Here is a 21,107-nt window from a genome sequence, read left to right on the forward strand (position 1 = left end):
GGTGTCAGGGCCGGTCTCTCCGGCGCTGACCCGATCCTGGAACCGCGACCTCAGCGCGATCTCTCGGCTGCCTCGACGTCACCTCAGGACTTGCTCAAGATTCCTCAGTACGAGCTCTGCACCTGGTTCCCGCCCTCCGCGAGGGCCCGGTCGAGGCGCTGCCGGGCGGTCGCGCGCAGGGCGCGGAGGTCGTACCCGCAGTCGGCGTCACCGGCTGCGCCGAGGCTCAGCCGCACGCGGACGCGGGTGCCGTCGACCGGGAGCGGCGTCGCGATGACGTGGCGGCGCAGGGAGTCGGCCCACACGTGCGCCTGCGCACCGGTGAGCCCCCGGAGCAGGACGACGAAGGCGTCGGCACCCTCCCGGCCCGCCAGCGACACCGGCGGAGCCAGCAGCCGGGCGGAGTCGACGGCCAGGGTCAGTGCGTCATGGGCTGCCTGGGGCCCGAAACCGGTCGTCAGGTCACGTGCCCCCTCGACCTCCACCACGATGAGAGCGACCGGCTCCCCGGCGGTCTGCGCGGTACGGAGCAGCTGCTCGGCGCGCGGCTCGAAGGTCAGTGAGGTGCGGAGCCCGGTGCTCGGGTCGAACCCGAACCGTTCGGCCCTCCGGAGGTGGACCTCGTCGGTCCGGATCGCGACCATGCAGAACCCCGCGACCGTCACCAGCACGAGGACGGCGAGGGCGGTGGGCCCGGTGCCGACGTAGCGGACGAACTCGGCGGACTCGGGACCTGCGGTGAGGTAGACGACGGTGCGGATGCCGTAGTAGACCGCGACGGCGAGCAGCACCCCGCTGAGTGCCCTGCCGAGGCGGTGGTGACGCAGTCGTCCGCGGAGTCCTGCCACCCCGCCGAGCCCGGCTCCGGCCGCGGTCCCGACGAGCACCGCCCAGCCTCCGGCCCATGCCCCGCCCTCGGCGCCCGGCACGAGCGCGGCGAGGGCAGCGGCCGACGCCACCGCTGCGGTCACGCCCAGGAGGGGGCGTCGCCCGTCGTCGGCCCGCACGCCGTTCCACATGGCGAAGGTCGTGACGACGGACGCGGCGTTGCCGACGGCGTTGAACCACCACACCGACTCGCCCCAGAGGTAGAACACGGCGGTGCCCACCGCCGCGCTGAAGGCAAGGGTCCAGATGAGGTCGACCGGGGAGCGGCCGCGGCTGGCGACCTCGAGTACGAAGGCTCCGGTGATGATCGTGATGACCGTGAGAGCCGCGACGTAGAGCGTGGGGACGTCCAGGTTCACGTCGGCTCCCCCACGGGCAGGTGGACGGCGACCGTGGTCCCCTTCCCGGGCTCGGAGCTCAGCGTGATGGTGCCCCCGAGGGCCTCGACGATCTGGCGGCTGATGTGCAGACCGAGCCCCGTGCCCTGGACGACCGTGCCCCGGACCTCGGGCGCGCGGTAGAAGCGGCTGAAGAGCTGCTGCTGCGCCTCGGAGCTGATGCCGGGACCGTCGTCGGTGACCGTGAGGCACACGCGGTCGGCCCGCTGCCCGGGGCCGTGCCCGGGCCCGCTGACGTCGACGTGGACGTGACCGCCGGCGTGGGAGTACTTCACGGCGTTCGACACGACGTTGTCCACCACCTGGGTGGCGCGCCCCACGTCACCGCGGATCACGCAGGACCCGCCACCGGTCACCTCGATGGTGATGCGGCGGTCCTCGGCGCGGGGCGTCTGGGACTCGACGACGTCGTCGACCACCTCGCGCAGGTCGACGGGCTCCCACGACCCGGAGTCCGCCCGGGTGCGGGCCGCCGTGAGGAGGTTGTCGATGAGGATCTGCAGCCGGGCCGCGTTGCGCTCGGCGACCGAGAGGTAGCCGGCCACCCGCTCGGGCAGCTCGGGGTCGTCCAGCGCGAGGTCGAGGTAGCCCGTGACGGAGGTGAGCGGTGTGCGCAGCTCGTGGGACACGGAGGAGACGAAGTCCTCCCGCTGGGCGAGGGCCAGCAGCTCGTCGGTGATGTCGTGGAGCGCGACCACCGACCCCTCACCGGCGCCGTCCCGGCCCGGGAGCGGACCGGCGGACACCCGGTAGGCGGAGCGGTCCTGCGGGCCGTGCTCCCACCAGACGACCTCGCGCTCGACGCGCCCACCCCTGGCCACCCGCTCCAGCCGGTCCGCGGACACGGGCGTCGACCCGTCCGGGGCGTAGAGCCGTGCCGAGAGGTCGGTGAGCGGTGTGCCGGCGGCGATGTCCCCGGACGTGGCGTCCCTCATCGCCCGGTTGATGATGGCCACGGTCCCGGCGGGGTCGAGCACGATGACCCCGGCGTCGATCGTGTTGAGCACCCCCTCGAGCCGGGCGCGGTCGAGGGACGTCTCCTCGAGCAGCTCCTCGACGAGCGCGCTCTGGCCGGCGAGCAGGTCGCGCCGGGCCCCCGACCTGCGCTCCGACACGTGCAGGACGAGTGCCACGGCGATGATGACCGCGGGGATGATGAAGAGCCGCGCGGCGTTGTCCGGGGTGATCACCAGCACCCCCGCGTCCACCGCCCGGGCGACGTCCACGCCCGCCGAGGCGCAGATCCCGGTGACGATCGCCGTCACGGCTCCCACGCGACCCATCCTGGCCAGCCACAGCACCGGCAGGACGATGAGGACGGTGGCGCGTGCACCGATGGTCAGCACCCACACCACGGCGACCATGTCGAGCAGCGGCACCACGGCCTCGGTCCAGCGGGGCAGCAGCTGCCACGGGACGACGGCGGCGAGCATCGTCGCGAGGAAGTTGACGCCGAACGCGATGACGGCGGCGTCGGGCAGCCCGCCGGAGCCTTCCTCCCACAGCACGAGGGCCATGATGAGCGCCCCGAAGACCGCCGCGAACGGCAGCTGCTTCCCCAGGACGGCGAAGCGGCGCGGCGTGTCGGCGTCCGCGAACGACGAGGGCTGATGAAGCACGGGCAGAGCCTACGGTGCCCGCAGCCACCGCGTAGGGTGGCGCGGGCGGCGCGGGGCCGTCCGGGCAGGAGGGTCGGGTGGGTGACGTCCTCGTCCAGGCGGTGTCGCTGGTGGCGATCATCGGGCTGGGCTTCACGGTCAAGCGCATCGGCTGGGTCTCCGTGGCCCACTTCCCCGTGCTCGCGACGATCGTCCTGCGCATCACGCTGCCCGCCGCCATCATCACCGGCTTCAACGACTTCGACCTCACGTGGGCGCTGCTGTCCCTGGCCGTCGTCGGGCTCGTCGCGAACGTCGTCCAGCAGGGCACCGGCATGGTCATGGGCCGCCGCAGGGGGCGTGAGGCCCAGGCCTTCGGGGTGCTCAACATCGGCAGCTACAACATGGGCGCCTTCGCGATGCCCTACCTCGCGGGCTTCATGGGGCCGCAGGCGCTCGTGCTCGCCGCCCTGTTCGACGTCGGTAACGCGGTGGCCGCCGCGGGCATCGGGTACGCGTGGGCGCTGGGCCTCGTCACGGGCGAGGGCCGGGTGGGGTTCGGGACCTTCCTGAGGACGATGCTGCGGTCGACGATCTTCGTCACCTACCTCGTCATGGTGCCCCTGCGGCTGCTCGACCTCAGCCTCCCCGGGCCGGTCGTCGAGCTCACCGCGACGATCGGCGCGGCGAACACGTTCCTCGCCATGTTCATGATCGGTGTCGGCCTGGAGCTGCGGCTCTCCAGGGCCAAGTACCGTCAGGCACTCACCTACCTCGTCGTGAGGTACGGCTACGCCGTCGTCTTCGCGCTCGGCACGTGGCTGCTGCTGCCCGTCGACACGGAGGTCAAGGTGGTGCTCTGCATGGTGTTCTTCGCGCCGATCGCCGCGATGGCGCCCGGGTACACGGCCGAGGCGCGCGGCGACGTCGAGCTCTCGACGTTCATGACGTCGGTCACGATCATCGTCGGGATGGTGACGATGCCGGTGGTGCTCGCCGTCCTCGGGTGACGGCGCCGGGTGGGCGCCGGCGGGCTCAGGCGCGCAACCCCGGGACGAGCTGCTCGACCCACTGCGGCACCAGCTGCGCCGCAGGCCCGGTGCGGACCTCGTCGAAGAAGCGGGACACCTCGCTCGGCTCGAGGTTCAGCTCCAGGGTCCGCGCACCGCTGCTCGCGGCCAGCGCGACGTAGCCCGCGGCCGGGTAGACCGACCCGGAGGTGCCCACGGAGACGAACAGGTCACACGCCGTGACCGCGCGGTCGATCCGCTCGAGCTCGTAGGGCACCTCCCCGAACCAGACGACGTCCGGTCGCAGGGCCCGCTCACCGCACGCGGGGCAGGGCGGCACGTCGACGAGGTCACCGTCCCAGCGGTGCCGCCGGCCGCACTCCTGGCACCACGCCCGGAGCAGCTCACCGTGCATGTGGACGACGCGCCGCGAGCCGGCCCGCTCGTGGAGGTCGTCGACGTTCTGGGTGACGACGAGCAGGTCCTCCCCGAGCGCCTCCTCGAGGTGCACCAGGGCCCGGTGGGCGGCGTTGGGCGTCGCCTGCGCGACGGCGCGGCGGCGGGCGTCGTAGAAGCGCTGGACGAGCTCCGGGTCCCGCGCGAAGCCCTCGGGCGTGGCGACCGCCTCGACGTCGTGCCCCTCCCACAGGCCACCGGAGTCACGGAAGGTCCGCACCCCCGACTCCGCGGAGATGCCGGCACCGGTGAGGACGACGACGCGCACGGGACGCATTATGCGGTACGCGCCGGCCCGCGCCGCCCTAGGCTTGCACGCACGGGCGCCGAGGACGGAGCACGGGAGGCGAGGATGGACACGCGCAGCGCGATCCTCGATGCGGCTGCTGCGGAGATGATCCAGCAGGGTTATGCCGCGGCGTCCATGTCGTCGATCGCGGCGCGCCTCGGCCAGACCAAGGGGGCCCTCGCCCACCACTTCCCGGCCAAGCGTGACTTCATCGCGAGCCTTGCCGCCGCCCTCGAGGAGGCCGTCAACGCCTCTGCCGAGCTCGCGCGCAGGCTGTTCCCCGACCGGAGCGGGCACGCGCTTCTTGCCTTCCTGCTGGGCCTGGCGGACTGGACGGCGCGCGATCCGCAGGTGGCTGCGGCCACCTATCTCTTCACCGACCGAGCCGCGCCCGACGACGACCTGGGCCGTGCGGCCGCGACCTTCCTCGCCCGGCTGGAGGAGCTCATCGTCCAGGCCCAGGACGCCGGTGCCCTCGACCGTTCGGTGAGCGCGGCCGAGATCGCGGAGTACATCTTCGCGACGAACCTGGGCACGGCCTACGTCAGCCTGCGGATGCCCGCACCCGACCGCAGGCACCGCAGACGCCGGTTCCTCCTCCTCACCCTGGGTGCGGTGGGACTCGAGGACACGCCGGCGGTGGCCCAGGAGGTCGTCGCCGCGCTGGCCGGCGACACCCCGCTGTGAGGTCCGCTGTGGGGCCGGTGGACGCCGACCCCACAGCCAGGCGGGCGACGCGCCGGGGGGAGTGCGTCGGCCCTGCCCGCCGGTGCACGGCACCAGACCGCGGTGGAGCCGGGGCGACGACTCCACCGCAGGAAGGACTCCTTCGCGGGCCGACCTAGACTATCGTCTAGGTCGGCCCGGTACGGGCAGTGGTGGTCGAGATCACTCCGGCAACCGACCCACCGACGTCCTGCCCCGGGCGGTCCCCTGCCACCACCTGCCCCACGCGCGCGCGACGTCCTGCCGTCCGCCACGCTCGGTACCGTGAGCGCATGAGAGCGCCGACGCGGGTGGAGCGGTGGCTCGGTCGGTCACCGCGCTGGCTGCGGCTGGTCCTCGCCGCCCCCACGGTGGTGCTCGGAGCCGTGCTGCTCGTGCGTCCGACGACCTCGCTCGGGGTGCTCGCCCTGCTCATCGGCGCCGGCCTCGTGCTCCACGGCGTCGTCGATCTCGTCGGCGGACGCGTCGGTGGTGCGGCCGCGCGGTGGCGGCGGCTCGTGGCGGTGCTGTGGGTCGGCGCGGGGCTGGTCGTCCTCCTCCTCCCGGGGCTCACCGTGCGCCTGCTGACGGTCGTCGTCGGGGTGGGGCTCCTCGTGCACGGCGGCAGCCTTCTCGTGGGGGCGCTGCGCCGAGGTGCCCCTGCCGACGAGAGGGGCGCCGACGGCGCCTTCGGCGCCGCCAGCGTGGTCTTCGGGGTCCTCGCGCTCGGCTGGCCCGACATCACGGCGCTCGTCGTGGCCGTGGTCTTCGGTGCCCGCCTGGTCGCCGCCGGCCTCGTCCTCGGGTGGATGACGCTGCGCCGTCCACGAGAACCGGCCCGGCGCCGTCGCCGTCGCTGGACCCGGACGGTCGCCGCGGTCGCCTCCGTCGCTCTCGCGGCCGCCTCAGCGGCGGTGAGCGTCGCCCTCAACGACGGGTCCACCGTGACGGACGCCTTCTACGCCCCTCCCCGCGACGTCCCCGACTCCCCGGGCGAGCTCGTCCGCGCCGAGCGGACCACCCGCGGGGTGCCGGTCGGCGCCCAGGGGTGGCGGATCCTCTACACGACGACGCGTGGGGACGGGAGCCCGGCGGTCGCGAGCGGGCTCGTCGTCGTCCCGGCCGCCGGAGAGGGGCCCTGGCCGGTCGTCGACTGGAACCACGGCACGACCGGCGTCGCGCAGCACTGCGCGCCGTCCCTCGCCGACGAGCCGTTCGAGTCGGGTGCGCTCATGATCCTCCCCGAGGTCCTCGCCGAGGGCTGGGCGCTCGTCGCGACCGACTACATCGGCCTGGGGACCCAGGGGCCCCACCCGTACCTCATCGGCCCCGACAGCGCGCACGCCTCACTCGACGCCGTCCGGGCGGCTCAGGCCCTCGAGGGAGCCGACCTCGCGGAGGAGACTGTCGTGTGGGGCCACTCGCAGGGCGGTGGGGCGGCGCTGTGGACGGGTGCCCTGCTCGACGAGTACGCCCCCGATCTCGCGGTCGCCGGGGTCGCCGCGCTGGCACCGGCCAGTGACCTCCGGGGCCTCGTCAGCGGCCTCGACGACGTCCCGGGCGGCAGCGTCCTCGCCTCGTTCGTGGCGTCCGCCTACACCGCCGAGTACGACGACGTCACCTACCGCCGGTACGTCCGCCCCGGGGCGGAGGTGGTCGTCCGGGAGATGGCCGAGCGGTGCCTCGCACCGCCGGGCGTCCTCGTCTCGGTGCTCACCGCACTGGCACTGTCGCGGGAGCCGACGATCCTCGCGGCGGACCCCTCGACGGGAGGCTTCGGCGACCGCCTGGCACAGAACGAGCCACCCACCACCGTCCCGGTGCCGCTGCTCATCGGTCAGGGTGGAGCGGACCGGCTCATCACGCCCGGCGTCCAGCGCGGATTCGTCGACCGACTCTGCGCGGCTGGTGTCACGGTCGACTACCGGCAGTACCCCGGCCGTGACCACCTCGCGCTCGTCGAGCCGGACTCACCGCTCGTCCCCGAGCTGCTCGGCTGGACACGGGACCGGTTCGCCGGTGCTCCCACGGCCGCTGGGTGCCCCGCCGGGCGGTGAGCCGTGCCGGTCGTCGGCCGGGAACGACGAAGCCCGGACCGCCGGGGTCCGGGCTCGTCACTCGCGGGGAGAAAATGTGGAGCTAGGGGGATTCGAACCCCCGACCTCTTCCATGCCATGGAAGCGCGCTACCAACTGCGCCATAGCCCCTTGATCCGTCGATAAGTCTAGACGACGGCGGACCGTGCTGACCAATCCCGCGACGGTGGCGCGCACCACACCGTGTCTCTCCCGCTCAGGCGGTGAGGTTGTGGGCGGTCAGCCGCCAGCCCGGGCGGCGGCCCGGGTTGGGTCCGACGAGCGCCCACGCGCAGTTGTCGAGCCCGCCGATCCCGAACCACGCCGCGGCGTCGAGGTCGAGGAGGTGCGTGAGGCCCAGGGTGATGGCCGCACCGTGCGCGACGACCACGAGCACGCCGTCGTCGTCCACGTCCGCCACGGCCTCGAGGACGGCCGCGGCCACGCGCCGGCCGACCTCCTGCCGGCCGTCGGCGCCGATCCCCTCCGGCTCCTCCCCCTGGCGCCACGCCCGGTAGGCGTCGGGCCACCCGTCCTGGATCTCCCGCTGGGTCAGTCCCTCCCACCGGCCGAAGGACCGCTCCCGCAGCCGTGGCTCCGCGTCGACGCGCACGCCCGCGAGCTCACCGAGCGCCTGGGCGGTCCGCATGGCGCGGACCAGGTCGGAGCTGATGATCCGGGTGGGGCCGAGCTCGGCGATCCGCGCGGCGGCCGCCTCGGCCTGGCGCACGCCCGTCGCGTTGAGCTCGATGTCCGACTGGCCCTGGAGGCGCCCGCTCGCGTTGAAGTCGGTCTGTCCGTGCCGCCAGAGAACGATGGTGCCGGCGGTCATGCCGAGGTGCCGGCGTCACCGTCCGCCGGCGCATGCACGTCGGCCGGGAGCTCGATGACGGGGCAGTCCCCCCACAGCCGCTCGAGGGCGTAGAACTCGCGGTCCTCGGTCTGCTGCACGTGGACGATGATGTCGCCGTAGTCGAGCAGCACCCAGTGCGCCTCCGAGACGCCCTCCTTGCGTACCGCCTTGGCGCCCTCGCGGTGCAGCGCCTCGTCGACGGCGTCGACGATGGCCCGGACCTGCCGGTCGGTGCCGCCGGACGCGACGACGAAGGCGTCGGTGAGCACCAGCCGCTCGCTCACGTCGAGGGCCACGATCTCCTCGGCCTTCTTCTCGGCGGCGGCGCGGGCGGCCACGACGGCCAGGTGGCGGGATCTCTCGTCAGCGGGCACTGGTCTCCTCAGGGTGTGGGGCGGTGATGATGAGCGTAGGGGCTGCGGTGGCGCCGGTGGCGCCGTCGTCGTCGAGGGCCCCGGTGCCGAGGAGCCAGACGAGGGCTCCGATGACGGCGACGACGAGGATCAGCACGCCGACCTTGACCACCGTGACGGCCGGGTTGCCCGGCTCCGTCCCGGGCTCGGCGTCGGGCGCGGCCTGCTCGCGTCGCGTGCCGCGGGCGGACAGCTCGGACCTCGCCTCGTCCGGCGTGGCACCGGAGATGCTGCTGATGGCGACCCACTCCGGGCGCAGGGGGACGTGCGACTCGTCGTCGGCCCCGTCCTCGCTCTCGCTCGGGCCCGCCGGGGCGTCGGTCGGTGGCAGCACCGTGTTGGACGCGTGCGCCGGGCCGTCGACCTCGGCAGGCTCGCGGTCGGTCGGCTGCCCGGGCCGGTCCGCGGCGTCGGGCCGTACCACCGGCTGGATGCCGGTGAGCTGGCCGGTCGAGTCGAGGGAGCGCACGCCCTGGGCGGTGCTCGGCGTGCGGACGACCGGCCGGCGGCCCGTCGCGGTCCGCTCCTGCGGCCGCTCAGGCGGGGCCGGCTCCGCGTCCTTAACCCGCTCCCGAAGCGAACGACGGCTCAAGATCCCCGACGCCGGCGCGCCGGCGGACGGCGCGAAGCCCCCTGTCCGGGCACGGTCCGACGCGGCCGACGGCGCGGAGTCCGCCGTCGTCGTCACCGCACCCGCATCCCCGCCAGCCGACGGGCCCGACGGCGCGGAGTCCGCCGTCGTCGTCACCGCACCCGCATCCCCGCCAGCCGACGGGCCCGACGGCGCGGAGTGGGCCGTCGTCGTCACGCCACCCGGGTCCTCGCCCGTCGACGCAGCGGACGGGTCGGCGCCTGCCGTCGTCGCAGCCACGTGGGCGTCGTACGCCGTCTGGACGTCATCGACCCGCAGCTCACCGGTCGCGATCGCCTCGAGGCGGGCGGCCTCCTCCGCCTCCAGCCGCCGCAGCTCGCGGCGCGTCAGCGGACGGCTCTCCCCCGCCGCCTCAGCCGCCAGGGCCGCCGCTCGCTCGGCCTCTCGCCGACGGCGTCGCTCCCCCACGGGACGGTCCGTCCCCTCAGCCATCGCTGACCCTTCCTCCTTCACGAGACGAGCTGCGGCTCCGCACCGGGCTCGGGCGCGGGCGCCAGGTACAGACCGTGCTTGTTGATGTACTGCACCACGCCGTCGGGGACGAGGTACCAGACCGGCATCCCCGCGCGGACGCGCTGACGGCAGTCGGTCGAGGAGATCGCCATCGCGGGCACCTCCATGAGCGAGACGCCGTGGCTCGGGAGCCCCGAGTCGTCGAGGTGGTGCCCCGGCCGGTTGACCCCGATGAAGTGGGCCAGCGACCACAGCTCGTCGGCGTCCTTCCAGCGCAGGATCTCGGGCAGGACGTCCGCCCCGGTGATGAAGAACAGCTCCGCGTCCGGGTGTGTGTCGCGCAGCTCGCGCAGGGTGTCGATCGTGTACGTGAGACCCGGCCGGTCGATGTCCACCCGCGAGACGTTGAACCGCGGGTTGGACGCCGTGGCGATCACCGTCATGAGGTACCGGTGCTCGGCCGGCGTGACCTCGCGGTCCTGCTTGAAGGCGGGCTCACCCGTGGGGACGAACAGGACCTGGTCGAGCGAGAACACGTCGGCGACCTCGCTGGCAGCAACGAGGTGGCCGTGGTGGATCGGGTCGAAGGTGCCACCCATGACACCGATCCGTCGCGCCGGGCGCTCGGTCATCCTCAGCGGTGACGGGTGTGCACGTTGCGGTAGGCCATCGTCACCAGCAGCAGCAGCATGAGGATCGCGAAGGCGACGACACCGAACATGACCGCCGGCATCGGGAGCTGGGTGGTGGCGTGCTCCTCGGTCTGCTGCGCGAGGTTCACGAGCGAGCTCATCATGGTGGTGGGGTTCCTTCCGTCGAGGCGTGCTGTCGATTCTCCCACGGCCCGGGAGATGGGGCGGACTCACCCGCGGACGTGCCCGTCCCCCACCACGATCCACGTGGTCGTCGTGAGCTCGCCCAGCCCCATCGGGCCGCGGGCGTGCAGCTTCTGGGTCGAGATCCCGATCTCCGCGCCGAGGCCGAACTCCCCGCCGTCGGTGAACCGCGTGGAGGCGTTGACGATGAGCGCCGCGGAGTCGATCTCGCGGGTGAAGCGCTCGGCGGCGCGCAGGTTGGTCGTGCAGATCGCCTCGGTGTGGCCGCTGGACCAGCGACCGATGTGCTCGATGGCGGCGTCGAGGTCGTCGACCACCCGGACGGCGAGGTCGAGGCTGAGGTACTCGGTGGCCCAGTCCTCGTCGGTGGCCGGCACGACCTCCACCCCGTCCGGGGACAGCGCCGCGGCCGCGGCGTCGGCGTGGATGCGCACCCCGGCCTCACCGAGGGCGGCCAGCGCCGCCGGCAGGAACACGTCGGCCGCGGCCCGGTGGACGAGCAGCGTCTCGGCGGCGTTGCACACCCCGGTGCGCTGGGTCTTGGAGTTGAGGACGATCGACACCGCCTGGGCGACGTCGACGTCGGCGTCGACGTACACGTGACAGTTGCCGACCCCCGTCTCGATGACCGGCACGAGCGACTCGCGCACGACCGTCTGGATGAGGTCGGCCCCGCCTCGCGGGACGAGGACGTCGACCAGCCCGCGGGCGCGCATGAGCTCCACCGCGCCGGCCCGGCCGTGGGCGTCGATGGACTGCACCAGCGCCGCAGGCAGCCCCTGGGACTCCAGCGCCTCACCCAGGACCGCGACGATGACGGCGTTCGACGACGCCGCCGCCGAACCACCCCGCAGGATGACCGCGTTGCCGGACTTCAGGGCCAGACCCGCGGCGTCGACCGTGACGTTGGGACGGGCCTCGTAGATCATCCCGACGACGCCCATGGGCACCCGGACCTGCCGCATGACGAGCCCGTTCGGCAGGGTGGAGCCGCGCACCACCTCCCCGACCGGGTCCGGCAGGGCGGCGAGCTCACGCAGGGCGTCGGCGATGGCGGCGATGCGCTCGGCGGTGAGGGTGAGCCGGTCGAGCAGCGACTCCTTCAACCCGTTCGCGCGGCCGCGCTCCACGTCCTCGGCGTTCGCGGCGACGATCCGCTCCGAGGACGCGACGAGGGCGTCGGCCATCGCGCTCAGGGCGGCATCCTTGGTGGCGCGGGTGGCCGTGGCGAGCACGCGGGAGGCGGTCTTGGCGGCACGCGCCGTCGACTCGACGGCGGCGCGCACGTCGGTGTCGAGGGGCACCGTGGGGGTGTCGGCGACGAGGTGGGCGGGCTCGAGCACAGGCGTGTCCGTCATGCTCCCAGGGTAGGCGGGAGCGCGCGCCGCTGGAAGGAGCGTCTCGCGCACCGCACGGCCGGCGGGCCGCGCCTGCCGCCGGAACGCGGTGGAGTGGTGGAGATCATCGTCGCGGCACCGGTACCCGCACCAGGTCACGGACCCGGCGATGGCGCGGCGACGTACCCTGGAGCCGTGACATCCACGAGTCGCCTCCGCGCGTCAGCCACGTCCCGCTCCGGCGTGCCCAGCCACCTCGTCGACCGGCTGACGTGGCGTCTGGCGATTGCGAACCTCGTGGCCCAGATCGGCATCATCGTCACCGGCGGTGCCGTGCGGCTGACCGGCTCGGGGCTCGGCTGCTCGCAGTGGCCGATGTGCGAGCCGGGCTCCTTCACCCCCGAGTTCCACGCCGAGATGTCGTTGCACCAGGCGATCGAGTTCGGGAACCGGACGCTCACCGGCGTGCTCGGCATCATCGCGCTGGCGCTCCTGTGGGCCGTGTACACGCGCCCGCCCACCGCCTCCCGGCCCGCCGCGCTCAAGCGCCTCGTGTGGCTGCCCCTGGCAGGTATCGCCCTCCAGGCCGTCATCGGCGGGATCACCGTGTGGGTCGACCTGCACCCCGCCGTCGTCGGCTCCCACATGCTCATCTCCCTCGCGCTCGTCGCCGTGTCGAGCTACCTCCTCCTGCGCCTCGCCCGGCCCGACCGCCCGGCGCGACCCGCGTCCTCGACGACGGCGCGCAGGGTGGGCGCCGCCATGGTCGCCGTCGGCGTCGTGCTCCTCGTGCTCGGCGTCGTCACCACCGGCGCAGGCCCGCACTCGGGTGACGCGACCGAGCCGTACCGCTGGGCGCTGGACCCGGCGTTCATCTCACGGCTGCACGCCCTCGCGGTGTGGGCCTTCGTCGTCCTTGTCGTCGCCGGAGTCGTGCTCGCGCGCCGCGAGGCCAACCGCGCCGCCCTGCGCGCGTGGGGGTGGCTGCTCGGCGCCACCCTGCTCCAGGGAGCGATCGGCTACGTCCAGTACTTCACCGGCCTGCCGGAGCTGCTTGTCGGCCTGCACATGCTCGGTGCGGCGCTCACCGTGGTGGCGATCGTCTACGCGACGGGCTCGCTGTACTCGCGTGACACGCAGGCCGTTCCTGTCGAGCACTCCCCCACCACGGCCTGACGACATGCCCGGTGCCACGGACCTCGTCGCGAGGATCCGCAGCGCCCTGGACGCCGCGGGCGGTGACCCGGCGCGCGCCGCTGCCCAGCGGCGCTACATGCGTTCCACGCTCCCCTTCCGCGGGCTCGCCGTCCCCGCGGTACGTGCCGTCGTGCGGCAGGTGGTGCGCGACGTCCCGTCGCTGAGCTACGCCGAGTGGCACGGCGCCGTCCTGACCCTGTGGGACCAGGCGGCGTTCCGCGAGGACCGCTACGCCGCCGTCGGGCTCGCCCGGAGCCGCCCGGGGTACGCCCGGATGGTCGAGTCGCTGCCCCTGTACCGCCACCTCGTGCTCACCGGGGCGTGGTGGGACCTCGTCGACGAGATCGCCTCCCACCTCGTCGGTGCCGTGCTGCGCGCCCACCCGGCGACCGCCGACACGCTGCGCGACTGGGCACGGGAGGACAGCCCGTGGCTGCGCCGGGCAGCCATCCTGTCCCAGCTGAGCAGCAAGGACGGGACGGACCGCCGGCTGCTGCTCGACGTCATCGAGCCCAACCTCGCCGACCGGGAGTTCTTCATCCGCAAGGCCGTCGGGTGGGCCCTGCGCCAGTACTCGCGGGTGGACGACGACGCCGCCGCGTGGGTGCGTCGGACCGTCACCGGCTACGGTGCCGGGCTCTCACCGCTCTCCCGCCGCGAGGCGCTGCGGTAGGCGGTCGTCCGACCACGCCGGGCGCGTCGTCCCTTCCCCGTCGCCGGGGTCGCCCCTTTGGCTCACTCCGGGCTGTGCAGAAGGGCGGTCCATGAGCGAAAGGGGCGACCCAGGCGAACGGGGTCGGCGGGCCGAGCCCGGGGCACCGTGGCTCAGCGGAACCAGGGGGCGTCGGCCGGGCGCAGGACGCTCCAGCCGGACGCCCGGGCGCTGGCGGTCGCGAGGATCCCGACGACGGCGCTCGGGTTGTGGATGCGCCCCGCGTGGACCCCGGCGAGCGCGTCGTCGAGCGTGACCCAGCGCAGCGTCATGTCCCGCTCCTCGTCGGCGCGGTCGTGGCGGTCCGCGGCGTCCACCTCGCTCACGTCGCGGGCGAGGTAGACGCGCAGCGACTCGTCCGAGCCGCCGGGCGTGGTGAAGTAGTCGACGAGCACGTCCCACCGCTCGGCGCGCAGGTCGGTCTCCTCGGCCAGCTCGCGCTGGGCCGCGGTGAGGTAGTCCTCGCCGGCGACGTCGAGCAGGCCCGCCGGGACCTCCCACAGGACGGCCCGCACCGGGTGGCGGTACTGGTCGACGAGCGCGATCTCCTCACCGTCGGGGCCCTCGCGCATGACGACGACGGCGACCGCGCCCGGGTGGTCGAGGAACTCACGGACCACCGGCTCGGCGTCGTCCGCGTCGAGGCGCACGTTCTCACCGACGAGGTCGAACACCTTGCCCGCGTGGAGCACGCGACGCTCGACGACCTCGCGGCCGTCGTCGCGCCGGTCCTCGAGAGTCACCGTCCCTGGGCCTTGCGCGAGGCGGGCGACCGCTCCGCCGCTCCGGGCGCCGGGGTCTCGTTGGTGAGGTCGGTCGTCCGCGGCCGGCCCACCTCGGCGACCTCCGTCCCGCTGGGCTCGACGGGCACGCCGTCGTCGTCCACCTCGAGCAGCCGGGTGGCGCGCTGCCGGTCGAGCGCGGCCCCGACGAGACCGCTGAACAGGGGGTGCGCCGCGGTCGGCCGCGACTTGAACTCGGGGTGGGCCTGCGTGGCGACGTAGTAGGGGTGCTTGGCGCGGTCGAGCTCGACGAACTCGACGAGCGAGGAGTCCGGGGAACGGCCGGAGATGCGCAGGCCGGCCTCGGCCAGCGCGTCGCGGTAGTTGTTGTTCACCTCGTAGCGGTGGCGGTGACGCTCGGAGACGCGGGTGGTGCCGTAGGCCTCGGCGATGACGGAGCCCTCGTCGAGCACCGCCTCGTAGCTGCCGAGACGCATCGTGCCGCCCATGTCTCCCCCGCCGCCCTCGACGAAGTCGACCTGCTCGGCCATCGTCGCAACGACCGGGTCCGGGGTGCCGGGGTCGAACTCGGTGGACGAGGCCTGCTCGAGGCCCAGGACGTTGCGGGCGTACTCGATGACCATGGCCTGCAGACCGAGGCAGATCCCCAGGGTGGGGACCTCGTTCTCCCGCGCCCACCGCAGCGCGCCGAGCTTGCCGTCGATGCCGCGGATCCCGAAGCCGCCGGGCACGAGGATGGCGTCGACGTCCTGGAGCGCGCGGCGCGCTCCCTCGGGCGTGGCGCAGTCGTCGGCGGGCACCCAGCGGATGACCACCTGGGCGCGGTGGTGGAAGCCGCCCGCGCGCAGCGCCTCGGTGACCGAGAGGTAGGCGTCGGGCAGGTCGATGTACTTGCCGACGAGCGCGACCTCGACGGTGTCACGCGGGTGGCGCACCCGCTGGAGGAGGTCGTCCCAGTCGCTCCAGTCGACGTCCCGGAACGGCACGTTGAGCCGGCGCACGACGTAGGCGTCCAGGCCCTCGCGGTGGAGCACCGCGGGGATCTCGTAGATCGAGGACGCGTCACGGCACTCGACGACGGCCTCCCTGTCGACGTCGCACATGAGCGCGATCTTCGCCTTGACGCCCTCGGGCAGCTCACGGTCGGTGCGGCACACGATCGCGTCGGGCTGGATACCGATGCTGCGCAGCTCGCTGACCGAGTGCTGGGTGGGCTTGGTCTTCAGCTCGCCGCTGGCGGTGAGGTAGGGCACCAGGGAGACGTGGACGAAGAACACGTTGTCCCGCCCGAGGTCGTGGCGCACCTGGCGGGCGGCCTCGAGGAAGGGCAGGGACTCGATGTCACCGACCGTCCCGCCGATCTCGGTGATGATGACGTCGGGCGCCTGGGCGCCGTCGACCGGGTGTGCCTGCGCGCGCATCCGGGTCTTGATCTCGTCGGTGATGTGCGGGATCACCTGGACGGTGTCCCCGAGGTACTCCCCGCGCCGCTCCTTGGCCAGCACCGTGGAGTACACCTGACCGGTGGTCGTGTTCGCCGCGCGGGAGAGGTTGACGTCCAGGAAGCGCTCGTAGTGCCCGATGTCGAGGTCGGTCTCGGCGCCGTCCTCGGTGACGAACACCTCACCGTGCTGGAACGGGTTCATCGTCCCGGGATCGACGTTGATGTACGGGTCGAGCTTCTGCATGGTGACCCGCAGTCCGCGGGACCGGAGCAGCTGCCCGAGGCTCGAGGCCGTCAGGCCCTTGCCCAGGGAGGACGCCACCCCGCCGGTGACGAAGATGTGCCGAGGGACTGAGTCGCCGCCTGTGCGGTGAAGGTTGACCACGGAGTTCCACCCTATCAGTCGGGTACGAGGCCGGCGTAGCAGCGGCGCAGCTGGGCGAGCACGTCGGCGGGCGTGGGAAGGTCGGCCGCACGGGCGAGGGCGGCCCGCTGGAGACGGGCGCGCTCGCCGTCGTCGGCGAGGACGCGGGCGACGGCGTCCGCGAGCGCCTGGGCCTGCGGCGGGACGAGGACGGCGGCGTCGGCCGTGACCTCCCGGGTGCCACCGACGTCGGTGGCGACGACGGCGCTCCCGGCCTGGAGGGCCTCCTGCACCGCGAGCGGCTGCCCCTCCCACGTGGACGTGGACACGACGACGTCGGCCGCGGCCAGCAGGGTGGGCACGTCGTCACGCGCACCGGCGACGACGACGGGCAGGTGCTGGGTCGTCACGCGGTGGCGCAGCTCGGGGGCGAGGGGTCCGTCGCCGACGACGAGCCACCGCACCGGCGTCGTGCCCCGGGCGAGCAGCGCGGCGGCCTCGCACAGGAGGTCGAGGCCCTTCTGCGGGGCCAGCCGGCCGACGGTCAGCAGGAGCCGTTCGTGGGGTCCGACGCCCAGGTCCGCGCGCAGCCGGGACCGCTCGGTGTCGTCGGGGCGCGCCGGGCCCCGACGGGCCGGGGCCGGGACGAGCGCCCGCTCGCCCTGCGCGCCGAGCCGCGCCATGCGCGCGACGAGGTCACCGCTCACGCCGAGGACGAGGTCGGCCCCGCGTGCGACGACGCGCTCGAGGACGGTCGCGACGGCGCGCACCTTGGGTCCGCCCACGGGCACGTTGTGGAGGGTGACGACGACGGCGGGCCGGGTGCGCAGCCCGCGGGTGGCGAGCACGGCGGCGGCGCCGGCGCGCAGGCCGTGGGCGTGGACGAGGTCGGCACCGGTGAGCAGCCGCCGCAGCCCGCGCAGAGCCGCGAGGTCGGCGGGACGCGGCCGGTCGGCGATGTCGACGACCGCGGTGGGCACAGGCGACTTGGCGACGACGTCCGCGGGGCCGGCGAGGAGCACGTGCTCACCCGCGTCGGCGAGCAGTCCGGCGACCTGGCGGGCGTGCCGGGCCACTCCGCCCGCACTCGTCGACGTCAGCTGGACGATCCGCATGGGCCTCACCCTGTCACGCTCACGACCAGCCCGCCGTGCGCAGGGCACCGCGGTCCGCCACGAGGACGGCGAGCCCCGCCACGGCCGCCGCAGCGAGCGCTCCGGCGGCGGAGGCGAGCAGGCCGGAGAGCAGCAGGGGGCCGACGGCGTCGAGCACGGCGTCGGTCGCGAGCCTGCCGACGAGGCCGCCGGCGAGCGCCCCGACGCTGCCGACGGCGAGGGTCCGGGCGAGCGCACCCAGCCCGGTGTGCGCCGCCAGGGCGCGGTACAGCGCCCACAGCAGGCCGACGCCCGCGACGGCCATGCCGATCGTCGTCCCCAGGGCCAGCGCACGCAGCGTGGCCGGCCCGTCACCGCCGTCGGGGGCGGTCAGCCGGACGAGGACGGCGGCGGCCACGCTCACCGTGAGCCAGCCGGCCGCCGTGGCGGTGACGGCGGCGCGGCCCCGGTCGATGGAGTACAGGGCCCGGGACACGTGGAAGACGAGCCCGTAGCCGACGACGGCCGGGGCCAGCCAGGTGACCGCCGTCGTCATCCCCTCCATCGGTCCGCGCAGGGAGAAGACCGCGGTGACACCGGGTGCCACGGCCCCCAGGATCCCGGCCCCGACGAACGAGGCGGCCAGCACCGCGCGGGTGGAGCCGATCGCCATGGCCGCGAAGGCGGTGGTGTCACGGGTGCCGGCGAGCTCCGCGAGCCGCGGGAACACGGCGGTCGCCACCGGCACCGCGAGCACCGCGTAGGGCAGGAAGTACACGGCCTGGGCGTACTGCCAGATGGTGATGGTGCCCACCACTCCCCCGGCACGCGCCAGGAGGATGAACACGACGACGCTGATCTGCTGGGCGAGCAGCGCCCCGATGCCCGCGGCTGCGAGTCGGGCGGCACGGCGACCGACGTCGGGCGGGAACTGCAGCGTCGGCCGCAGCCGCACGCCGCTGCGGACCACGGGGAGCAGCAGCGGGAGGCTCATGACGGCCACCCCCAGGGTGGTGCCCCACGCCAGCCACCCGAGCGCGGCCTCCGACAGTCGCTCCGGGTCGTCGGCCAGGCCGCTGGAGAGGACGCCGAAACCGAGGTACGCGGCGATGACCACGACGCTCGACCCGAGGGGAGCGATCGCCGGCAGGAAGAAGCGGCGCTGGGCCTGCAGGATTCCCGTGAGGACGACGCCGATGCCGTACAGCGGGATCTGGATCGCGAAGACGCGCAGGAAGTAGGTCGCCAGCCGGTGCTGGGTCTGGACGTCCGAGCCGACCGAGTCGGGCAGCAGGCCGACGATCGGTCCCGCGAGCAGCGCGACGAGCGCCCCGAGCGGCACGAGGACGAGCAGCGTCCAGGTGAGCAGGGAGGAGGCGATGCGGTCGACCTGCCCGCGCAGGGACCGCGCCAGCGGCGCGGCGAGCAGGGGCACGACCGCGCCCGCGAGCGCTCCCCCGGCAGCCACCTCGAACAGGACGTTCGGGAGCATGTTGGCCGTGGAGTAGGCGTTCGCGGTGGCGGAGTCCCCGAGCGTGGCGGACTGCACGAACCACCGGACGAAGCCGACGGCACGGGAGAGCACCGTGATCGCCGCCAGCATCCCCGCGGCGCCGGCCACCCCGCTGAGGATGCGGCCGCGCCTCGCGTCAGTCACCTCGCGGCCACCGGGCTCAGCGCCGTCCCCACTGGTCGACGGCGTGCAGCGGCGGCGTCCGGTCGATGACCCGGGAGAAGCTCACCCGCTCGCTGAGCAGGGTGAGGCCGACGACGACGGCCAGCGCGCCACCGCGCAGCAGCCGGGAGGGGTGGGCGGCGAGCGCAGTGCCCAGGGCGGCGCCCAGGGCGTTAGCGCCGGTGTCGCCGAGCATCGTGCGCTCGGCGAGGTCGTCACGCAGGCCGGCGGCGGCGGCGCCCACGGCTGCGGCGGCGACCGGGGCGCCGGGTCCACCGGCGAGCGCGAGGCCGGCACCGGCGACGCAGGTGACCTTGAGGGCGCGGCCCGGGCGCAGGTCGAAGAGGTTGAGGAGGTTCGCGCTGCCCGCGACCAGCGCGGCCCCCGTGCCGCGCTCGGCGAGGCGGCCCAGCCGGCTCGCCGACCGCGCCGGCAGGAGCACGGAGGCGAGGAGGGCCCCGCCACCGATGCCGGCCATCTTCAGGGCACCCGTGGTCACGTGTCCCTCACGCAGTGCGCTGAGGTGGCCGCGCAGGCCCTTGACGTACCGGTCCCCCTCCCGCTCGGTGAGGTCGTCGACCGCGCCGAGCGCCCCGGCCGTCCCCGCTGCCACGGCCGCGGCGGCGCCGGTACGGCCTGCTCCCAGCACGGCGAGGGTGGTCGCCGTCGCCTGGGCGAGGCCGCCGAGGAGGCTGACCTGACGGTCCGCGTAGTTCGTGCGCAGCCAGCGCTCGGCGCCCCCGGGCGGCGTGCGCTCGAGCACCGCGGTGGCGGCCCCGGCCGCCGTCACGCCGAGGAGGGCGGAGCGCAGGCGGGGCATCAGGCCGCGTCCGCGGACTCGTCGTCGGCCGGCTCGCCGTCGGTGGGCTCGCCGTCGCCCGGCTCGCCGCCGGCGGGGGCGCTGTCCGCCGGTTCCGGCTCGGGGGGCGCCGGGGGCGGCAGGTAGACGGCCGGCGGCACGGGAGCGGTCGCCTCCGCCCCGACGCCGTAGTGACCGCCCTCGCCGGAGATCGCCGCCGCCAGGGCCATCGGCACGTTGAGCCGGCCGGTGATCTCCGAGACGGAGTCGGTGGTCGTCACCGCCTCCGCCGCGGTGGCGTCGGCGCGGATGGCGCTCACGAGGTCGAGCTCGGTGGCGACCGAGCCGGCGACCACGGTCGCCTCACCGGTGGCGGCCAGCCCGCGGGCGAGGGCGATCTCCTCGCGGAGGCGCTGCTCGCGCGTCTCGACGTCGGCCGGCTCGGTCTCCTCCGCGGGCCCGACGTCCTCGCTGCGGGGAGCGACCACCGCGGTCGCGTTGGCGCTCTGCTCGGGAGCCTCGACGACCTCGACGAGCGGGTCGTCGGCGGACACGAGCAGCTCGAGCAGCGTGTCGGCGTCGGCCGAGAGACCACCCTCCGCGTCACCGCGGGTGAGTGCCTGCCCGAGGGCCGTCCCGAGGATGACGCCGGCGTCGGCGCCGTCGTCGGGGACCGGCTCGAGGTAGCCGAGGATCTGGCCGGCGAAGCTCGACCGGAACGTGGCGGTGTCCGGGTCGGTCCACGCCTCGGTCACCTGGACCTGTCCGGTGACCACCGCGCCGGCCTGCTCGAGACGGAGCCGGACGTCGGCGACGTCGTCCTCGTTGGCACCGGGCAGCACGACGACGGCGACGGCGCGGCCCTCGAGGCGGGACCCCAGCGTGGCGGGGGCGACCTCGTCGATGAACTGGTCGCGGTTCTCCGTCTCCGCCTCGCTCACCTCGAGCTCGGTGCGCAGGCGGTCACGGTCCTCGCGCAGCTCCTCGACCTGCCCGGTGAGCTGGTCACCGAGGGGCTGGTTGAGCGGGCCGGCTCCGAGGAGGATGCCCAGGGCCAGCGCCAGGAACACGGCGATGAGGGAGACGAGGTGGTAGCGGAAGTCGATCACGGGACGA

At 74.3% G+C, this 21,107-nt stretch carries 20 protein-coding genes and 1 tRNA gene; 5 read left to right on the forward strand and 16 right to left on the reverse strand.

Annotated features, from left to right (window positions below; genetic code table 11):
* Positions 1 to 104: 104 nt before the first annotated feature.
* Together VR894_RS17205 and VR894_RS17210 are read right to left on the reverse strand one after the other, a co-directional pair.
* Positions 105 to 1,247, reverse strand: coding sequence for a GGDEF domain-containing protein (locus VR894_RS17205; protein ID WP_324653519.1), 1,143 nt, complete (start codon positions 1,245 to 1,247; stop codon positions 105 to 107).
* Positions 1,244 to 2,905 carry a sensor histidine kinase gene (locus tag VR894_RS17210; protein ID WP_324653521.1) on the reverse strand — a complete coding sequence of 554 codons (1,662 nt, stop codon included), beginning with the start codon at positions 2,903 to 2,905 and terminating at the stop codon, positions 1,244 to 1,246. The genes VR894_RS17205 and VR894_RS17210 overlap by 4 nt, the downstream gene beginning before the upstream one ends.
* 77 nt (positions 2,906 to 2,982) lie before the next feature.
* On the opposite strand from VR894_RS17210, the gene VR894_RS17215 reads away from it, so the two are divergent.
* The gene (locus tag VR894_RS17215) at positions 2,983 to 3,894 is read left to right on the forward strand and encodes a hypothetical protein (protein WP_324653523.1); all 912 of its coding nucleotides are present in this window, start codon (positions 2,983 to 2,985) and stop codon (positions 3,892 to 3,894) included.
* Positions 3,895 to 3,919: 25 nt separating this feature from the next.
* On the opposite strand, the gene VR894_RS17220 is transcribed toward VR894_RS17215, so the two are convergent.
* The gene (locus tag VR894_RS17220; RefSeq protein WP_324653525.1) at positions 3,920 to 4,627 is read right to left on the reverse strand and encodes an NAD-dependent deacylase; all 708 of its coding nucleotides are present in this window, start codon (positions 4,625 to 4,627) and stop codon (positions 3,920 to 3,922) included.
* Positions 4,628 to 4,702: 75 nt separating this feature from the next.
* On the opposite strand from VR894_RS17220, the gene VR894_RS17225 reads away from it, so the two are divergent.
* Entirely contained in the window at positions 4,703 to 5,326 is a 624-nt protein-coding gene (locus VR894_RS17225) for a TetR/AcrR family transcriptional regulator (RefSeq protein ID WP_324653526.1), read from the forward strand.
* 311 nt (positions 5,327 to 5,637) lie between these two features.
* A complete protein-coding gene (locus tag VR894_RS17230) occupies positions 5,638 to 7,401 on the forward strand; it encodes a lipase family protein (protein WP_324653527.1) in 1,764 nt (587 codons plus the stop codon).
* Between the two features lie 77 nt (positions 7,402 to 7,478).
* On the opposite strand, the gene VR894_RS17235 is transcribed toward VR894_RS17230, so the two are convergent.
* From VR894_RS17235 to VR894_RS17265, 7 genes are all read right to left on the reverse strand, one after another.
* Positions 7,479 to 7,551: transfer RNA gene (locus VR894_RS17235), tRNA-Ala, on the reverse strand.
* Positions 7,552 to 7,636: 85 nt separating this feature from the next.
* Positions 7,637 to 8,251 carry a histidine phosphatase family protein gene (locus tag VR894_RS17240; RefSeq protein ID WP_324653528.1) on the reverse strand — a complete coding sequence of 205 codons (615 nt, stop codon included), beginning with the start codon at positions 8,249 to 8,251 and terminating at the stop codon, positions 7,637 to 7,639.
* Positions 8,248 to 8,646, reverse strand: coding sequence for a ribosome silencing factor (gene rsfS, locus VR894_RS17245; RefSeq protein WP_324653529.1), 399 nt, complete (start codon positions 8,644 to 8,646; stop codon positions 8,248 to 8,250). The genes VR894_RS17240 and rsfS overlap by 4 nt, the downstream gene beginning before the upstream one ends.
* The gene (locus VR894_RS17250; RefSeq protein WP_324653531.1) at positions 8,636 to 9,769 is read right to left on the reverse strand and encodes a hypothetical protein; all 1,134 of its coding nucleotides are present in this window, start codon (positions 9,767 to 9,769) and stop codon (positions 8,636 to 8,638) included. The genes rsfS and VR894_RS17250 overlap by 11 nt, the downstream gene beginning before the upstream one ends.
* 17 nt (positions 9,770 to 9,786) lie before the next feature.
* Positions 9,787 to 10,422, reverse strand: coding sequence for a nicotinate-nucleotide adenylyltransferase (gene nadD, locus VR894_RS17255; RefSeq protein ID WP_324653533.1), 636 nt, complete (start codon positions 10,420 to 10,422; stop codon positions 9,787 to 9,789).
* 2 nt (positions 10,423 to 10,424) lie between these two features.
* Positions 10,425 to 10,586, reverse strand: coding sequence for a hypothetical protein (locus VR894_RS17260; RefSeq protein WP_324653534.1), 162 nt, complete (start codon positions 10,584 to 10,586; stop codon positions 10,425 to 10,427).
* A 66-nt stretch (positions 10,587 to 10,652) separates the two neighbouring features.
* Positions 10,653 to 11,984 (reverse strand): glutamate-5-semialdehyde dehydrogenase, encoded by a 1,332-nt coding sequence (locus VR894_RS17265; RefSeq protein ID WP_324653536.1) that lies wholly within the window; start codon positions 11,982 to 11,984, stop codon positions 10,653 to 10,655.
* 174 nt (positions 11,985 to 12,158) lie between these two features.
* Between VR894_RS17265 and VR894_RS17270 the strand changes: the two genes are divergently transcribed.
* Entirely contained in the window at positions 12,159 to 13,139 is a 981-nt protein-coding gene (locus VR894_RS17270) for a COX15/CtaA family protein (protein ID WP_324653537.1), read from the forward strand.
* A 4-nt stretch (positions 13,140 to 13,143) separates the two neighbouring features.
* Positions 13,144 to 13,833, forward strand: a complete 690-nt coding sequence (locus VR894_RS17275) for a DNA alkylation repair protein (protein WP_324653538.1) — start codon at positions 13,144 to 13,146, stop codon at positions 13,831 to 13,833.
* A 152-nt stretch (positions 13,834 to 13,985) separates the two neighbouring features.
* Here VR894_RS17275 and VR894_RS17280 read toward each other — a convergent pair whose 3' ends face one another.
* The 6 genes from VR894_RS17280 to VR894_RS17305 are packed head-to-tail and all read right to left on the reverse strand — an operon-like array spanning position 13,986 to position 21,100.
* Positions 13,986 to 14,615 carry an NUDIX hydrolase gene (locus VR894_RS17280; protein WP_324653540.1) on the reverse strand — a complete coding sequence of 210 codons (630 nt, stop codon included), beginning with the start codon at positions 14,613 to 14,615 and terminating at the stop codon, positions 13,986 to 13,988.
* Complete coding sequence (locus VR894_RS17285; protein ID WP_324653541.1) at positions 14,612 to 16,444, reverse strand: CTP synthase; 1,833 nt, start codon at positions 16,442 to 16,444, stop codon at positions 14,612 to 14,614. Before VR894_RS17285 ends, VR894_RS17280 begins: the two co-directional genes overlap by 4 nt.
* 14 nt (positions 16,445 to 16,458) lie before the next feature.
* The gene (locus tag VR894_RS17290; protein WP_324653543.1) at positions 16,459 to 17,538 is read right to left on the reverse strand and encodes a glycosyltransferase family 4 protein; all 1,080 of its coding nucleotides are present in this window, start codon (positions 17,536 to 17,538) and stop codon (positions 16,459 to 16,461) included.
* 19 nt (positions 17,539 to 17,557) lie between these two features.
* Complete coding sequence (murJ, locus tag VR894_RS17295; protein ID WP_324653545.1) at positions 17,558 to 19,174, reverse strand: murein biosynthesis integral membrane protein MurJ; 1,617 nt, start codon at positions 19,172 to 19,174, stop codon at positions 17,558 to 17,560.
* Positions 19,175 to 19,190: 16 nt separating this feature from the next.
* Positions 19,191 to 20,012 (reverse strand): hypothetical protein, encoded by an 822-nt coding sequence (locus VR894_RS17300; RefSeq protein WP_324653547.1) that lies wholly within the window; start codon positions 20,010 to 20,012, stop codon positions 19,191 to 19,193.
* Positions 20,012 to 21,100: a copper transporter gene (locus tag VR894_RS17305; protein ID WP_324653549.1), complete on the reverse strand. Its 1,089-nt coding sequence runs from the start codon at positions 21,098 to 21,100 to the stop codon at positions 20,012 to 20,014. The genes VR894_RS17300 and VR894_RS17305 overlap by 1 nt, the downstream gene beginning before the upstream one ends.
* Positions 21,101 to 21,107 lie beyond the last annotated feature (7 nt).

The organism is Georgenia sp. H159 (assembly GCF_035607575.1).
In the GTDB taxonomy this organism is placed as follows: domain Bacteria; phylum Actinomycetota; class Actinomycetes; order Actinomycetales; family Actinomycetaceae; genus Oceanitalea.

Coding starts and splice junctions, on each gene's coding strand:
- VR894_RS17225 (WP_324653526.1), top strand. CDS start 4,703: ATGGACACGCGCAGCGCGATCCTCGATGCGGCTGCTGCGGAGATGATC.
- VR894_RS17220 (WP_324653525.1), bottom strand. CDS start 4,627: ATGCGTCCCGTGCGCGTCGTCGTCCTCACCGGTGCCGGCATCTCCGCG.
- VR894_RS17290 (WP_324653543.1), bottom strand. CDS start 17,538: ATGCGGATCGTCCAGCTGACGTCGACGAGTGCGGGCGGAGTGGCCCGG.
- VR894_RS17240 (WP_324653528.1), bottom strand. CDS start 8,251: ATGACCGCCGGCACCATCGTTCTCTGGCGGCACGGACAGACCGACTTC.
- VR894_RS17250 (WP_324653531.1), bottom strand. CDS start 9,769: ATGGCTGAGGGGACGGACCGTCCCGTGGGGGAGCGACGCCGTCGGCGA.
- VR894_RS17260 (WP_324653534.1), bottom strand. CDS start 10,586: ATGATGAGCTCGCTCGTGAACCTCGCGCAGCAGACCGAGGAGCACGCC.
- nadD (WP_324653533.1), bottom strand. CDS start 10,422: ATGACCGAGCGCCCGGCGCGACGGATCGGTGTCATGGGTGGCACCTTC.
- VR894_RS17265 (WP_324653536.1), bottom strand. CDS start 11,984: ATGACGGACACGCCTGTGCTCGAGCCCGCCCACCTCGTCGCCGACACC.
- VR894_RS17230 (WP_324653527.1), top strand. CDS start 5,638: ATGAGAGCGCCGACGCGGGTGGAGCGGTGGCTCGGTCGGTCACCGCGC.
- VR894_RS17300 (WP_324653547.1), bottom strand. CDS start 20,012: ATGCCCCGCCTGCGCTCCGCCCTCCTCGGCGTGACGGCGGCCGGGGCC.
- VR894_RS17275 (WP_324653538.1), top strand. CDS start 13,144: ATGCCCGGTGCCACGGACCTCGTCGCGAGGATCCGCAGCGCCCTGGAC.